This window comes from Nitratireductor sp., from assembly GCF_017794765.1.
Taxonomy (GTDB): domain Bacteria; phylum Pseudomonadota; class Alphaproteobacteria; order Rhizobiales; family Rhizobiaceae; genus Nitratireductor.
In genome coordinates this window covers 1172528-1187875 of record NZ_CP051236.1, presented here as the reverse complement: position 1 = coordinate 1187875, position 15348 = coordinate 1172528, and the positions used below count along the sequence as shown (strand labels likewise).

The following is a 15348-nucleotide window of genomic DNA, read 5'->3' as shown; positions in this document are numbered from 1 at the left end:
CCTTCGCGGTCAGCCCATGCGGAAGTGCTTGGAAAGCTTGAGCGACTGGCCCTGATAATTGGATTTGAGATCCGCACCGTAGAGCGCTCCGGGGCGTGAAAGCATCCGTTCGTAGACGAGGCGGCCGACGATCTGGCCATGCTCGAGAATGAATGGAACCTCATGGCTGCGCACTTCCAGAACCGCGCGGCTGCCAGTGCCTCCGGCGGAGGAATGGCCAAAACCGGGATCGAAGAAGCCCGCATAGTGCACGCGGAACTCGCCCACCAATGGATCGAAGGGCGTCATCTCGGCGGCATGGTGCGGTGGCACATGCACCGCTTCCTGCGACACGAGAATGTAGAACTCGTCGGGATCGAGGATCAGGCCGCCCGCACCATCGCCGGCCAGCGGTTCCCAGAAGTCCGCGATATCGTGCTGATCGCGCTTGTCCACGTCGATCAGCGCCGTGTGGTGTTTAGCGCGGTAGCCGATCAACCCGTTGCTGCCACCGCTCAGGTCGACCGAAAGCGCGATACCACCGCCGGTGATGTTGGGATCTTCCGAAGCAACAAGCGTCTCGCGCGCATGCAGTTCCGCCAGAGCGCTTTCATCGAGCAGCGCCTTGCCAGTGCGGAAACGGATTTGCGAAAGACGCGAGCCGGTGCGCACGACGATCGGGAAGGTGCGGGGGCTCACCTCCATATAGAGCGGACCGGAATAGCCGGCGGGGATCTTGTCGAACTCCTGCCCGTTATCGGTCATCACGCGGGTAAAGATGTCGAGGCGTCCGGTGGAGCTTTTCGGATTGGCCGACGCGGAAATTCCGTCTGGCAGATCGAGCCCCTCCAGCAGTGGAACAATATAGACGCAGCCTGTCTCCAGAACTGCACCCTCACCAAGCGCGATCTCATGCAGCTTGAGTTTCTCAAGCTTTTCCGAAACGCGGTGGTTTGGCCCCGGCAGGAAGCTGGCGCGCACGCGATAGGCGACGGTGCCAAGTCGCAGATCGAGGCTGGCCGGCTGAATTTGATCGTGATCCAGCGGGCGGGCCGAGGCGAGCGCTCCATTGTCGAACAGTGCCGCAATATCCTTGTCCGGCAGAATTCCCGCTTTTGCCAACGCCCCTCTCCTTGCACAGGATTTGATTGAACGAGGTTTAGCGCCGCTTGTCGTTGACGCAAGGCGCTTGAAGGCGTAATGGAGCTTTATCCCGTGGTGATTTGGCCGGTCGGCTTGCAGCCACGTTAAAGAAGTCGCTAAAAGGCCGCGCTCGATCACCGGACCGGCATGCGGCTTCTCGCGGCCGGTTTTTTGTTGGGTGTAGAAGCGATGACAGACAATTCCAAGAACGACTGGAAACCACAGACAGCGCTTGTCCATGGCGGGGTCACCCGCTCACAGTTTGGCGAGACCTCCGAAGCGCTCTATTTGACGCAGGGCTTTATCTATGACAGCGCGGAAGCTGCGGAAGCCCGTTTCAAGGGTGAGGAACCGGGCTTCGTCTACTCCCGCTATGCCAACCCAACCGTCGACATGTTCGAGCGCCGCATGTGCGCGCTGGAAGGTGCGGAAGAGGCGCGGGCCATGTCTTCCGGCATGGCGGCTGTCACCGCTGCGCTCCTTTGTTCGCTCAAAGCAGGCGATCATGTGGTGGCCGGTCGCGCGCTTTTCGGATCCTGCCGCTGGGTGGTCGAGACACTGATGCCTCGCTACGGGATCGAGACAACGCTTGTCGACGGCGCGAAGCTCGAAAACTGGAAAGCGGCCATACGCCCCAACACAAAGCTGTTCTTTCTTGAAAGCCCTACCAATCCGACATTGGAGGTGGCTGACATTGCCGGTGTCGCCGCCCTTGCCAACGAGATCGGTGGCCGGCTGGTTGTCGACAACGTTTTCGCCACCCCTCTCCTGCAGAAGCCCCTTGAACTGGGCGCGCACGTGGTCGTCTATTCCGCTACCAAGCACATTGACGGTCAGGGCCGATGTCTGGGCGGTGTCGTCTTGTCGGATAAGGAGTGGGTGGACGAGCATCTGCAGGACTTCTTCCGCCACACCGGGCCCAGTCTTTCACCCTTCAACGCATGGACACTGCTCAAGGGGCTGGAAACACTGCCGCTGCGCGTGCGCCAGCAGACCGAGAGCGCCGGCCGCATCGCCGACCTGCTTGCTGCCCATCCCAAGGTCGCCCGCGTCATCTATCCGGGTCGCAGGGATCACCCACAGGCCGACATTATCGCCCGGCAGATGAAAGGCGGCTCGACGCTTATCTGCGCTGAGCTGAAAGGCGGCAAGAAGGACGCATTTGCTTTTGAGAATGCTTTAAAAATCTTCCAGATTTCAAACAATCTCGGCGATGCCAAAAGCCTCATCACCCACCCGGCAACGACCACCCACAAAAATCTGTCGGATGACGCCCGTGCAGAGCTGGGGATTGGTGACGGCACGCTGCGCCTGTCGGTCGGTCTGGAGGATTGCGACGACCTTCTTGCCGACATCGAACGGGCGCTGGACGCGATCTAGCCGAGATTTCAGCTGAACCGCCTGCCCGCCAGAACAATGCGTGAAACGGTGGTATAAGCGGTAAGCGCGGCGAAACCGTAGGCAAGCATGGAGAACCACGACGGTAAGAGACACATGGCCACGAATACAGCCAGTGTCTCACTCGCTTCGGCAAGCCCCGTGGTGAAGAACAGCGATTTCTCGCCCCGGGCATCGCTCTTGAGTCGGTGTTTCTCGGCCATGATCGCGTAGGCGAGAAAGCTGGCGCCATTGACGTAGAAAGCCAGCAGGAGCACTGCGCCGGCGATCGCATTCGCATCGGGATCGGCGACGATGAAGCCGAGCGGCACCGCGCCGTAGAAGGCAAAGTCCAGAACGATGTCGAGATAGCCGCCGAAATCGGTCTTGCCGTGAATTCTGGCGATGGCCCCGTCCAACCCGTCGCATAAGCGGCTGGCCAGAATAAGGGCGAGCCCTGCCCAAAATGCCTGACATGCTATGAGAGCGGCGGCGGCAACCCCCAGAACAAGCCCGGCATAGGTGACGGCATTGGCGCGTACCCCCGCTGCCGCAAGACGGGTGGCCATGGCCGATAACCCGGGGTCGATCTTTCGGTGTGCCCAACCGTCAAGCATGTTTCACCAGCAAGTTGTTCTCATTGCCCCATGCTTATCGCCATTCGACCTCTCATGCCGCTCACAATGGCGTCATGAAAGATCACCGAACCTCATACATGATCCGCCATCTCATCTCTGCTATGCTCTTGATCTTTCACGGGAAGGCTCCATCCTTCCTGCGTCGAGTGCGCGCAATGTGAGTTTGAGCCATGTACAGAGCTGTTACCCAATCAATCGAAGTGAGCGCCGAACCGAGCTATCTGTCCGCACAATCGGACCCGGAAAGCGGCCATTTCGTATGGGCTTACCGGATCACAATCACGAACCATTCGCCCGAGACTGTTCAACTCGTCGCGCGTTATTGGCACATCACCGACGAGACGGGACGGGTTCAGGAGGTGCGCGGAGAAGGTGTGGTGGGAGAGCAGCCGGTCCTGCAACCGGGCGACAGCTACACATATACGTCCGGGTGCCCGCTAACCGCTCCATCCGGCATCATGGTGGGGCGTTACACGATGCGAGGACCGCGCGGAGCGCTTTTCGAGATCGACATACCCGCCTTCTCACTCGATCTTCCCGGCGCCTCAGCCCGGGTCAACTGAAATCCGTCGGATCGAAGACGTATTCGGTTGAACAGAACTCACAGGTGACGCGTATGACGCCATCCTCGGTGCTGTCAGCCACCTCTTCCGGCGTGAAGCCATCCAGAACGGCCTTGATCTTGTCTCGCGAGCATGAGCAGTCATCGCGCACGTCAGAGCCTTCATAGACGCGCACACCGTGCTCGTGAAACAGGCGATAAAGCAGGCGTTCGGCTCCGACCGTGGGGTCAACGAGTTCCGTCATTTCAGCAGTGGAAAGCAACATACGCGCTTCCTGCCATGCGTCGTCTTCGGGATGGGTGGACCCTTCGTGCCCCTCGTCACCGTCGCCGCCAGGAAGGTCCAGGCCGCGCATACGCTCAGGCGAGCTGGGAAGGAACTGCAGAAGCAGACCGCCGGCCCGCCAATGTTCCTCTCCACTCTCACCGCCCGGCAAAACCATCTTGGCCACGCCCAAACGAACCTCGGTCGGTATCTGCTCGGACTGGCGGAAATAGGTGCGCGCGACGTCCTCCAGCGTGGCTCCGTCGAGTTGTACGATGCCCTGGTAGCGCTGCATGTCGGCCCCCTGATCCACGGTCAGAGCCAGAACACCGGCGCCAAGGAGATCCTCCGGAGCATCCTTGCCGGCTGCAATCGCCTCTTCGAGACGTGTCTCGTCAAAACGCGCATAGGCCCGCATGGAGCTCGGCGTGGAAAAATCGGCAACCAGCATGTCGACCGGCCCGTCGGAGCGGGTCTGGACGATGAATTTGCCCTCGAACTTGAGCGAGCTCCCGAGAAGCACGGTGAGAACGATAACTTCTGCCAGCAGACGGGCAACCGGCTCGGGATAGGTGTGGCGTGCAAGGATCTGATCGAGCATCGGTCCGAGCTGAACCGCGCGACCGCGCACATCCAGCGGATCGACGTCGAAAGGAACGACGTGGTCGTCGCCGGCGAAGCCAAACTCGCCCAATTGTCTTGTTTCGCCTGTCACCTGTTGAGACACCATGCAAGAACTGCCTTTTGTGCATGAAGGCGGTTTTCCGCCTCATCGAACACCACCGAATGCGGCCCGTCGATGACCTCGTCAGTCACTTCCTCGCCCCGATGAGCCGGCAGGCAATGCATGAACAGTGCGTCGGATTTGGCGTGCTTCATCAGCGCCTCATTCACCTGGAAGGGCTTGAAGACATTGTCGCCGCGCGCACGATGCTCCTGCCCCATCGACACCCAGGTGTCGGTTACGACGCAGTCGGCGTCGGCCACGGCTTCCTCGGCGGTTTTCATGAAAGTGACCCGCCCGCCATTCGCACGCGCCCAGTCGACATACCGTGCCATAGGCTCGCTGCCGGGGGGCACCGCGATGTTGAGCCGGAACTCCATGCGTGCAGATGCCTCGATCAGCGAATGCAGCACATTGTTGCCGTCACCTGTCCATGCAAAGAGCCTGTCCCTGACCGGACCCCGATGCTCCTCGAAGGTGAGAATATCGGCCATGATCTGACACGGATGCGTGTCATCCGTCAGCCCGTTGATCACCGGAACGGTGGCATTCTCCGCCAGTTCGACAAGACGCTCATGCGCTGTCGTGCGGATCATGATCGCATCGACATAGCGCGAGAGCACCTTTGCCGTATCAGCGATGGTCTCGGAGCGGCCGAGTTGCATCTCCGCGCCCGTGAGCATGATCGTTTCACCGCCAAGCTGACGCATGCCGACATCAAAGGAAACGCGGGTACGGGTCGACGGCTTATCGAAGATCATCGCCAACGCCTTGCCTTCCAGAGGCCTTTCGCGCTCGCCGGCCTTCAGCCGCGCCTTGCGTGCTCGTGCATCGTCGAGCATGAAACGCAGATCCTGCGGATCAACGGTCGAAAGATCAATGAAGTGGCGCAGACCACTGGCCATGCCCGTCTCCCTGGTTTTCTCAAGCATCGGCTTTTTCGGTCGCCCTCACCGCGGCGGCGGCATCATGGATGCGCTTTACCGCCTCGCGGATCTCGTCTTCGGTAATGATCAATGGCGGCAAAAGCCGAAGTACGTTGTCACCAGCCGGCACCACGAGCATCTTCTGATCGCGCAGCGCCTCCAGCAGACGCAGATTCTGCACCTTGCATTTGATGCCGAGCATGAGGCCCTCGCCGCGGACGCCCTCGATAATGTCCGGGAACTCGTCCGCGACGGCAGCAAGGCTCTGCTTGAACTGAAGCCCTTTCCTGCTGATGCTTTCCATGAAGCCATCAGCGAGAACGATATCCAGAACCGCATTGCCCACAGCCATTGCGAGCGGATTGCCGCCAAAGGTTGTGCCGTGGGTGCCGGGGGTCATGCCCTTGGCGGCTTCCGACGTCGCCAGGCAGGCGCCCAGCGGAAAGCCGCCGCCAATCCCCTTCGCCACAGCCATGAGGTCAGGAGTGATCTCTGCCCATTCATGTGCAAACAGCTTGCCGGTACGTCCAACGCCGCTCTGCACCTCATCAAGGATGAGCAGCAGCCCGTGGCGATCACAGATTTCGCGTAGACGTCTCAATGATGCGTTGGGGATCGGGCGAACCCCGCCCTCGCCCTGGATGGGCTCGACCAGGATCGCGGCCGTCTCGGGGCCAATCATTTTCAGAAGCGCTTCGGTATCGTCAAACGGAACCTGATCGAAGCCGTCGACTTTCGGGCCAAAACCCTCGAGATACTTCGCCTGTCCGCCGGCGGCGATGGTTGCGAGCGTACGGCCGTGGAACGCGCCTTCGAACGTGATCACGCGATAGCGTTCGGGCTGCCCGTTCACATGGTGGTAGCGCCGCGCCGTCTTGATGGCGCACTCCAGCGCCTCTGCGCCGGAATTGGTGAAGAACACCCTGTCGGCGAAGCTGTTTTCAGCCAGCCGCTCTCCGAGCCGAGCCTGGCCGGGTATCTCGTATACATTAGAGACATGCCACAGTTTGCCGGCCTGCTCCGTCAACGCAGCGACAAGATGCGGATGGGCATGACCCAGCGAGTTGACTGCAATTCCGGCTGCGAAATCCAGATAGCGCTCGCCTTCAGCGGTCTCTATCCAGCATCCTTCGCCTCGTTCAAACGCCAGTGGCTGGCGAGCATAAGTTCCATAAAGCGCAGATTCACGCATCCACACGGTCTCCGCTGAGCCTGAGATTGGTATCCGCTCCGAACAAGTACGGGCACGGACGAATGAAATCAAAATGCCGCCCAAGGGGCGGCACTCGTGCGATTTATCGGTTGTTTCCGCTTGGCTGTCAACGCACGCGGGCACGACAGCTCAGTGACAGCAAAAACCAGCAAATTGGGGAAAACCCCAAAAAGCGAATCAGCTTACGGTAAGGACTCTTGTCACGGAGTCTCGCGATAAGGTAGTTTCAGCCCAAGCAAAAAGACTACATTTTGTGCGGCGGACCACATCTACCATGATCATATGGTGCTCCCTCAGCTTTGGCTGAGCGAGACTGGATTCGGATTCCGCACGCTTGGACAGGAGCGTGTCCCGATGAACTGGACTGACGAAAGAGTCGAAACCTTGAAGAAATTGTGGGCGGAGGGCTTGAGCGCAAGCCAGATCGCCGCACAGCTTGGCGGCGTCAGCCGCAATGCCGTGATTGGAAAGGTCCACCGCCTCAAGCTGTCCAGCCGGGGCCGCGCCACCAGCCCGCGCACCCGCCAGAAAAAGGCGCCCCCCGCGGCACAGGGCACGACGACGTCGCGCCGACCCCGCAATACCCGGCCAACCACGGTCAGCGTGGGTGCAACAGCACTGCAGGCTCAGTTTGACGAGGAGCCGGTAGCCCGGACCTATCTTCGCCCGACGGAAAATGTGGTGGTCCCGATCTCGCGCAAGCTTGAGCTGGTGCAACTCACCGAGACCACCTGCAAATGGCCGAACGGCGACCCTCTTTCTGAAGACTTCAGCTTCTGCGGCAATGAAGCGGGCGAGAACGGCCCTTACTGCACCTATCATTCACGTCTTGCCTATCAGCCCGCATCGGAGCGGCGCAGGAGCCGCTGAACCTATCCTATGTCTCCTCTGGACTAACCCGGCCAAGGTTTACCGCGGCCGGGTTTTCTTTGTCGATTGGTGAAGCCGCTCTCGAAAGTGCCGAACACCACCACTGCCAGGCGGCGTCCTCGATGGCGCTCCGTCGTTTTCGGGAACGAACCAGGCGGAACTGCCCATAAGGCAATATCGGCCCATCCAGCCATTTCAGAAGACCCGTAGCCAGCTCCCGCCCAAGCAGGCTTACATTCGCGAGAAGGACTCCCTGCCCGCTTATTGCCGCCTGGACGGCATGGGCCTCATCCGAGAACCACGCAATCCGCCCCGTATCGAGAGCCCCAAAGCCGGCTTCCCGCCACCATTTTTCCCAATCAGGCGCTTCGGGGTGGGGTGACATCCATTCAAACGCCAGAAGCGGCGCGTCGCGGACGGACAAGCGGGCAAGAGATGGAGCCGCCACAGGTGCAAATCTCCCGGGGGCAAGGTCGAGACTTTCAAGGCCAGGATTGATATCCCGCTGGAACCGAACCGCAAGATCGGCATCACCGCTCCCCAGATCGACCACATCATCGGAGGCAAGAATACGGCAGCCCAGCTCAGGGAACGCAGTACGGAACGCACGCACCTGCGGCGCAATCCAGAACGTCGAGACGGCCATGGTCGCCGAAACCACCAGCGAGCTCTGAGAAAGATCGCGCCGGACCGCATCCAATGCATCGCCAATGCGCCCGAATGCATCCTCCAGTATCGGATAGAGACGAGCGCCTTCCCGGGTCAACAGGATGCGCCGCACGTGGCGCTCGAAGAGGTCGCAACCCAATTGCTCTTCCAGCTTTCTGATCTGATGACTGACGGCTGTCGGTGTCACATTGAGCATATGGGCCGCTTTTTTAAAGCTTCCCCAACGCGCCACCTCGACGAAAGTGCGCAGCGCGGGCAACGGCATCCAGGACAAGGCGACCTCCATATGGATGAACAAAATTCATTTATATGCTGAGAATTCACCTTTTGTCACAGCGGGGTAGCTGCGTCATAGCTGATTTATAACTCAAATGGAGAACAGCCATGACACTCAAGCAGATCCACACCGAACCTGACCCTTATGCCCCTTACCTGCTTTCTCAAGGAATTCAGGCGGGCAATCTTGTATTCATTTCGGGCCAGGCCGGATATGACGAGGATGGTCAGATCGTTGAAGGTGGATTTCTGGCCCAGGGGCGCCGCGCTTTCAAAAACCTGGAACGCGCACTCAACAGTGGAGGGCTGGGTTTCCGCGATGTCGCCAAGGTGACCATTTTCGTGACCGACATGCAGAATTTCGCTGACGTGGTCACGTTGCGGCGGGAGTTCTTTTCCGCACCCTACCCCGCCGACAGCATTCTTGAGGTGAAGGCTCTCTACACCCCAGAAGCAATGATCGAAATCGAGGCCATCGCTATCGCAAACGCATGACGCATGCCTTCTGGCGCACGCTCCGGCGTGCGCTGGACCGCGTTCTCCGGGATCAAGAGATTCCTACGCCTCGGGTTCCGCAATGACGCTGTGGCTTTGATCTTCCTTTGGACGCTCCAGCGGCAACTGACGTCCTGTCACGATGTGGTGCACGGTCTCGGCAATGTTGGTCGCATGATCACCGATACGCTCAATGTTCTTGGCGCAGAACAAAAGATGCGTACAGGCGGTGATGTTGCGCGGGTCTTCCATCATGTAGGTAAGAAGTTCCCGGAAGAGCGACGTGTACATCGCATCAATTTCCTCATCCCGGTCGCGAACGAAACCGATCCGCTCAACGGATCGGGACGCATAAACGTCGAGCACTTCCTTCAACTGGGTGAGCGCCAGGCCGGCAAGTGCCTCCAATCCGCGAAAGAGACGAACCGGCTGTTTGCCCTCAGTCACGGCAACGACACGCTTTGCGATGTTTTTGCCGAGGTCGCCGATACGCTCCAGGTCCGAAGAGATGCGGATCGCGCCGACAATCTCGCGCAGGTCATCGGCAACCGGCTGCCGTTTGCCGATGATGATGACGGCCCGCTCGCCGATCTCCCGCTCCTTGGCGTCGAGAAATGCGTCGTCTTCCACCACCTTCCGGGCAAGACCTGAGTCTGACTGCACCAGCGCCGCGACGGATTCTGCGACCATGCGCTCAGCATACCCACCCATCGCTGCGATCTGGTCCGACAGGTAGTTCAACTCATCGTCGAAGGACCGCATCGTGTGCTGGTTCTGCATGATATCATTCCTCTTCAGCCAAACCGGCCTCGCTGTTTCCCACCCTTACTATGTGATTGTGATGGCGGGAAAATGAAAGTCGCGCAACCCTGCGCAAGCGCGCCTTCAGGTGCGCTCGCCAACGGATGCAGACGGTGGAACCGGTGGAAAGTGCACCATGAATGCCGCCCCCTGGCCGGATCCGGACTTGACCGACAATCGAGCGTCATGCCGCGTCAATATGTGCTTGACGATGGACAGGCCGAGACCCGTGCCTTTCTGCGTGCGGCTGGTTTCCACATCGACGCGATAAAAGCGCTCGGTGATGCGGGGGATATGTTCTTCAGGAATGCCAGGCCCAAAATCCCGCACCGTGACACGCACTTCGTCCATGGGGCTTGCCTGATCCGCAGAGACAATTATCCGTTCGCCTGAGCTGCCGTATTTGCAGGCGTTCTCCAACAGGTTCTCAAAAACCTGAACCAGCTCATCGGAATGACCGGCCACCAAAAGCGGCGTGTCGCCGAGCTCGGAGACGATGTCGACCCCGTTCTCACTGGCGATATGCCGCATGGATTCGATCACCCCCTTTACCAGCGCCACCACATCGATCTGAACGTTCGGTTTTTGGTAGGGCTTCATTTCCAGGCGTGAAAGCGAAAGCAGATCATCGATCAGGCGGGCCATTCGCTGCGTCTGGTTCTGCATGATCTGCAGGAAGTTATCCCGTGCCGCAGGATCATCGCGGGCCGGGCCGCGCAATGTTTCGATGAAGCCTGCAACGGACGCGAGCGGCGTTCGCAACTCATGGCTTGCATTCGCGATGAAGTCCGCCCGCATCCGGTCGATCCGACGCGCCTCGCTCTGATCCTTGAACATCAGCACATAGAGACCGGTGTCGTTTCCGATCCGGCTCGCCACCACACGATAGGCCCGCTCCACCGGCACGCGCTCAGCGTAGTTGATCGCAGTCGATTCCTCTTCGCCCGATATGACACGACTGACAAGCTCGTGCATTTCGGGTGCGCGGAACTTCAGCCGCAGGGATACGTTCTTTGTGACAGGGCCAAATGCAAGGTCGGCGGCCTCGTTGGAGTAGAGAATGCTTCCGCCAGCGTCGAAAATATAAAGCGGATCGAGTACCGCCGCAGCCAGATAAACGGCAGGCAGCGAGTCAATGTCGCCCCGCGCGGTCGGGCGTTGCCCGCTGTCTTCGTCCGGAGTGTCGCGCTTCACAAAAGCATGGAGGGCCCGCACAAGCGGTGTTCCGCGCTGCCTGATACGCTGCAGAACCTTTCGCTGCCCTGCTTCCCGCTTTTCATCTTTCATACCGCCAACCAACTTTATCCCCGTGGACGCCAGCACGCAGTTTCCCGGGTTCGTTTCATGAAGACCTGTTGTTGCTTTGCCTTCGCCGCTGGACCTTGTATCAAGCTGCAAATAGCATGGACACTCCCACGGTTCAGGATCGATTTTATGAACAAGCCTCTGGAAAACCCCGCCCTGGAAAAAATCGAACCCATCAAGCTGTCCCTGGCTGGCAAGAAAAGGGAGTTCGACATAAACGATCCGGACCTTCCAGACTGGATCAAGGACAAGGAACTGACGGCGGGCGGATATCCCTATGACGAAAAGCTCGACAGGGACGATTATGAAGAGCAGCTAGAGGCACTTCAGGTTGAACTCGTCAAACTCCAGGCCTGGATGCAGAAAAGCGGTGCCCGCGTCATGGCTCTGTTTGAAGGCCGGGACGCCGCCGGCAAGGGCGGTACGATTTCGCGCATTCGCGCATACCTCAACCCACGCAGCGCACGCAATGTTGCCTTGCCCAAGCCCAGCGAAACCGAGCGGGGCCAATGGTATTTTCAGCGTTATGTGGCACATTTCCCAACCAGTGGGGAGTTGGTCACCTTCGATCGGTCCTGGTACAATCGGGGCGGCGTCGAGCCCGTAATGGGTTTCTGTACGCCTGCGCAACACGAGCAGTTCCTGGATGAAGCCCCGGATTTCGAACGCGCCATCGTCAATGACGGCATTCATTTCTTCAAGTTCTGGCTGAATATCGGCCAGGAAACGCAGCTCGGGCGATTTCATGACCGTCGACACAGCCGGCTTAAATACTGGAAATTCTCGTCGATGGATGTCGCCGGCATAAAGAAATGGGATGATTATACCCGTATGCGCGATCTCATGCTCGAGCGCACGCACAGCGCCCATGCGCCGTGGACGATCGTGCGGGCGAATGACAAGCGACGGGCACGCCTCGCGGTCATTCGCCGGATGCTTCTGTCAATTGCCTATGACGGCCGCGACCTTGAGGCCATCGGCCAGGAAGATCAGCTTATCATCGGTTCAGGCCCCGGGTTTCTGGATTGAAACCCGGACTTGATGGCGTCTTTTGTGTGGCGTTTTCTCCCAGTGATGGGGATTCCAGTAGAGTTGCCAGACGCAACGCCACGCGGCGACCGACATCAGACACCAATAAGCCGGGGTCCACAGAACGCGCTTCCAGAAGCCCGATCTTTCGGTCTTGTGGAGCGTCGACCAGCCCAGCATCAAAAAGGCTGCATGGCCCAAAACCACATTCGCGGTATCGATGAGCAACAACAGACCTTCCACAGGTCTGAATACGCCGCCGAAAATCCAGTAGATGCCGATCCCAAGAGTGGTCGCCCAGAACACACCATAGGCCAGTGCCGACAGCACCATGCCTGCGAACAACACCTGCATGATCAAGAAAGATGGCATCCCAACTTCGCGAGCCGTTGCGAAGGGGTTTCGCATATGGACAAGCCAGGTCTGAACCCATCCCTTGAACCAGCGGGTGCGCTGAGGCAGCCAGGTGCGAATATCTGTCGGAGCATCCTCCTGCGTGGCATTGCAGATCACGTCCGTCCGATACCCGAACCGACAAAGGCGAGCGCCGAGGTCCGCATCTTCCGTCACATTGTAGGGATCCCACCCGCCAGCGTCCTCAAGCGCAGACCGGCGGAAGTGGTTCGAGGTGCCACCCAGGGGCATCATTAAACCGCGCCGCGCCAACCATGGCAGCACCGCACGGAAGAGTGCTGCGTATTCGAGCGCGAACATCGCCGACACCCAGCTCTCACGTCGATTGGAGATGCTCAGAGGCGCCTGGACACAGGCAAGCCGCTCATCCGCGTTGCGGAAGGCATGCCAGGCTTCGACGAGCTGGAACGGGTGTGGACGGTCCTCCGCATCATAGAGGGCAACGAAGGTTCCCGACGTCATCGGGAGTGCGTATGACAGGGCTTTCGGCTTGGTGCGCGGCCCGCCCGCAGGCACTTCAATGACCTCGATATAAGGTCGCAATTCCTGTGCGCGCAGGGCTGCCAGCGTCTCGCCATCATCCTGTTCGCAGACCAGCTTGATCTCAAGCTTGGCGCGTGGCCAGACGATCTTGCCAAGCGCGACCAGCAGATCGGGAACGATCTCCGCCTCCCTGTAGAGCGCGATCAGCACCGAATAGACAGGCATCTCTGCCGGACGGACGGTTGTGATAGACGGCTGCGACGGCCGGCATCCACTCATCCGAATGATGACTCTTAAAAGGACGCACGAGAAAAAAGCCAAAGAAAACAATCCGTGCAGCACCAGGAGTGTCAGCCAAGGCGAAAAGAGGGCAGCAAAGGCCAAAGAAACAAGACCGGCCCCCAGCACTGCTCCCTGCCATGCATTGGCGACAAAGCGCGCAGACATCTCCGGTGCGATCGAAAACAGTTCTTCCGTGGCAATACGCATAAGCGCGTTCTGAGACCGCGACGAAATCGCATCTCGCAATACGGTGGGCTGCACGACTCGAATCCGTGTGGAGGCGCGCGGATAACGTTGCACAAACGATCTTAAAGCCGGAATGTTGAGCTTGTCCGGGGCAATGAGCACTACAGACAGCCCGGGCTCGTCTACAATCAGGCTCACGCGCGCTCCTCCGCGACGTCCAAGCGCGGCCAGGCCCTGTTTCTCACGCATGACAAGCGCGTCGGGATCCACCCGGGAGACGAAGGCCAATCCGAGATGCTGCGCAAGAGCAATGAACAAAGCCCGTTCGGACACGAGGCCGGACGACAGAAGCTCCGTCTGAAAACAGAACCCGGCCATCCTGGCCCGCGCGTCAACGCGGTGCGCTTCGTCTTCAGGGATTGAGAGGGTTTTGAGGATCGGCAGCCAGTCCGCAACGGCAGACGGGACAGCTGCGTCTGGTAACCCCTCTTCCTCGCTGATTTCCCCGGATTTGTCTACGATCGTCCGACCTTCGACGAGATGATCCACCATCCCATCAGGCGACCTGTCTATATGCCAGACTCTTCTTTTCGCTCAGGCCTCTCTGGACTAGAGCATAGCCGCCAATAAAACGCGAGTTGGCATCAAAAAATGCGCGCGATAGTTGTAAAACATACTTCATAAGTCTCTCCCCCGCCAGACTTCAACTATAGCAGCACAATAATCCATCCTCTGCAACTTATGTAAGAATATATTAAAATTGACACCACCCCCCCCGTTCTTGGCCTTCAATCAAGAACGCCACACCGAATCGCTTCGGCGACTGCATGCACACGATTTGAAGCGCCCAGTTTTGTCTTTGCGTTGAGAAGATGTTTTTCCGCCGTATGCTCGGAGATCCCAAGTATCTGCGAGACTTCCCATTCCGATTTTCCAAACGCCGCCCACTGCAGGCATTCCTTCTCCCGCGGCGTCAAACGTGGCAACTCGCTCTGCCGATACGATGCATGACCGGGACCGACTTTCTGTCTGGCGCGTTGAAGCTCGCCTCTTACGTCATCTTCCGTGATGGCAAGCCGCTCAGCGATTTCCGCAATCGACCGGCCCCGGACCGCGAGTTGCAAACATTCCTTTTCGAGACCTTCAAGCTCTGTAAAGCGATCCTTGCCGCGTAAATTCAGTGCGTGCCCAATCGCGTAGGACGAAGCGAACCAGATCATCTGCAGCTCGGACGCAGACAGTTCAACCCGCTCACCGCCAAAAGACATGACGATCAGATCGCCCTCAAGAGTGGTGAACGACATGGCAATGCCGTCGGCCAGCCTGAAATCACGTGCCTCGCTCAGAAGCTTTGAGGCTTTGCGCGAGGCGTCATGTGTTTTCAGAATATCGCGCCATAAAATGGCATTCCCGCTTTGGCGCATATGGTCTACGATTGGATCATGAAAGATGTAGTTGCACGAAACGTAGCGGTCGATCCATTCCGCTGGCCAGCTGCTGAGCACGATATGCCCGACCTGATCGCCAGGTGTACTGCCCTTCGCGGGAAGTGTGCCGGCGCAAACAGCATGAAGACCGTAGTTTTCGGTAAACGAAATGAGTGTACTACAAATGGCGAGCGGGCTCCGGGCCTTTTGAATTTGCTGAACAAAGGCCCGTGTCCTCACAAAATCGAACATATGTATTCGTCCCCGCCGTCATGCCGCCCCGC

15 protein-coding genes and 1 riboswitch are annotated in these 15348 nt (G+C 59.0%); of the genes, 5 read left to right on the top strand and 10 right to left on the bottom strand.

Features of this window, described 5'->3' with window-relative positions:
* Window positions 1-9 precede the first annotated feature (9 nt).
* Window positions 10-1101, bottom strand: a complete 1092-nt coding sequence (locus HF949_RS05735) for a 2'-deoxycytidine 5'-triphosphate deaminase (protein WP_292898938.1) — start codon at window positions 1099-1101, stop codon at window positions 10-12.
* Window positions 1102-1184: 83 nt separating this feature from the next.
* Window positions 1185-1262, top strand: a riboswitch (SAM riboswitch).
* Between the two features lie 49 nt (window positions 1263-1311).
* Between HF949_RS05735 and HF949_RS05730 the strand changes: the two genes are divergently transcribed.
* Window positions 1312-2502 carry an O-succinylhomoserine sulfhydrylase gene (locus HF949_RS05730; protein WP_292898936.1) on the top strand — a complete coding sequence of 397 codons (1191 nt, stop codon included), beginning with the start codon at window positions 1312-1314 and terminating at the stop codon, window positions 2500-2502.
* Window positions 2503-2510: 8 nt separating this feature from the next.
* Here the strand turns inward: HF949_RS05730 and HF949_RS05725 are convergent, their stop codons facing one another.
* On the bottom strand, window positions 2511-3116 hold the full coding sequence (locus HF949_RS05725; RefSeq protein ID WP_292898934.1) for a CDP-alcohol phosphatidyltransferase family protein: 606 nt from the start codon (window positions 3114-3116) through the stop codon (window positions 2511-2513).
* Window positions 3117-3307: 191 nt separating this feature from the next.
* On the opposite strand from HF949_RS05725, the gene apaG reads away from it, so the two are divergent.
* Window positions 3308-3700, top strand: a complete 393-nt coding sequence (gene apaG, locus HF949_RS05720; RefSeq protein ID WP_292898932.1) for a Co2+/Mg2+ efflux protein ApaG — start codon at window positions 3308-3310, stop codon at window positions 3698-3700.
* Here the strand turns inward: apaG and HF949_RS05715 are convergent.
* The 3 genes from HF949_RS05715 to HF949_RS05705 are packed head-to-tail and all read right to left on the bottom strand — an operon-like array spanning window position 3693 to window position 6806.
* Complete coding sequence (locus HF949_RS05715) at window positions 3693-4694, bottom strand: Hsp33 family molecular chaperone (protein ID WP_292898930.1); 1002 nt, start codon at window positions 4692-4694, stop codon at window positions 3693-3695. The genes apaG and HF949_RS05715 overlap by 8 nt on opposite strands.
* Window positions 4676-5593: an ornithine carbamoyltransferase gene (gene argF, locus HF949_RS05710; RefSeq protein WP_292898915.1), complete on the bottom strand. Its 918-nt coding sequence runs from the start codon at window positions 5591-5593 to the stop codon at window positions 4676-4678. The genes HF949_RS05715 and argF overlap by 19 nt, the downstream gene beginning before the upstream one ends.
* Before the next feature lie 19 nt (window positions 5594-5612).
* Window positions 5613-6806, bottom strand: a complete 1194-nt coding sequence (locus HF949_RS05705) for an aspartate aminotransferase family protein (RefSeq protein ID WP_292898913.1) — start codon at window positions 6804-6806, stop codon at window positions 5613-5615.
* Between the two features lie 375 nt (window positions 6807-7181).
* Here HF949_RS05705 and HF949_RS05700 point away from each other — a divergent pair, with 375 nt between their 5' ends.
* Window positions 7182-7697: a GcrA family cell cycle regulator gene (locus tag HF949_RS05700; RefSeq protein ID WP_292898911.1), complete on the top strand. Its 516-nt coding sequence runs from the start codon at window positions 7182-7184 to the stop codon at window positions 7695-7697.
* Between the two features lie 7 nt (window positions 7698-7704).
* Here HF949_RS05700 and HF949_RS05695 read toward each other — a convergent pair whose 3' ends face one another.
* Window positions 7705-8631, bottom strand: coding sequence for a LysR family transcriptional regulator (locus HF949_RS05695; protein ID WP_292900009.1), 927 nt, complete (start codon window positions 8629-8631; stop codon window positions 7705-7707).
* Window positions 8632-8750: 119 nt separating this feature from the next.
* Between HF949_RS05695 and HF949_RS05690 the strand changes: the two genes are divergently transcribed.
* On the top strand, window positions 8751-9137 hold the full coding sequence (locus tag HF949_RS05690) for a RidA family protein (RefSeq protein ID WP_292898909.1): 387 nt from the start codon (window positions 8751-8753) through the stop codon (window positions 9135-9137).
* Window positions 9138-9200: 63 nt separating this feature from the next.
* On the opposite strand, the gene phoU is transcribed toward HF949_RS05690, so the two are convergent.
* The gene (phoU, locus tag HF949_RS05685; protein WP_292898907.1) at window positions 9201-9917 is read right to left on the bottom strand and encodes a phosphate signaling complex protein PhoU; all 717 of its coding nucleotides are present in this window, start codon (window positions 9915-9917) and stop codon (window positions 9201-9203) included.
* 105 nt (window positions 9918-10022) lie between these two features.
* Window positions 10023-11225 carry an ATP-binding protein gene (locus HF949_RS05680; protein WP_292898906.1) on the bottom strand — a complete coding sequence of 401 codons (1203 nt, stop codon included), beginning with the start codon at window positions 11223-11225 and terminating at the stop codon, window positions 10023-10025.
* A gap of 147 nt (window positions 11226-11372) precedes the next feature.
* Between HF949_RS05680 and ppk2 the strand changes: the two genes are divergently transcribed.
* Window positions 11373-12272 carry a polyphosphate kinase 2 gene (gene ppk2 / locus HF949_RS05675; protein WP_292898905.1) on the top strand — a complete coding sequence of 300 codons (900 nt, stop codon included), beginning with the start codon at window positions 11373-11375 and terminating at the stop codon, window positions 12270-12272.
* Here the strand turns inward: ppk2 and HF949_RS05670 are convergent.
* A complete protein-coding gene (locus HF949_RS05670) occupies window positions 12249-14189 on the bottom strand; it encodes a glycosyltransferase family 2 protein (RefSeq protein ID WP_292898904.1) in 1941 nt (646 codons plus the stop codon). The two genes, ppk2 and HF949_RS05670, sit on opposite strands and share 24 nt — an antisense overlap.
* Before the next feature lie 236 nt (window positions 14190-14425).
* Window positions 14426-15316, bottom strand: coding sequence for a helix-turn-helix transcriptional regulator (locus tag HF949_RS05665; protein WP_292898902.1), 891 nt, complete (start codon window positions 15314-15316; stop codon window positions 14426-14428).
* Window positions 15317-15348 lie beyond the last annotated feature (32 nt).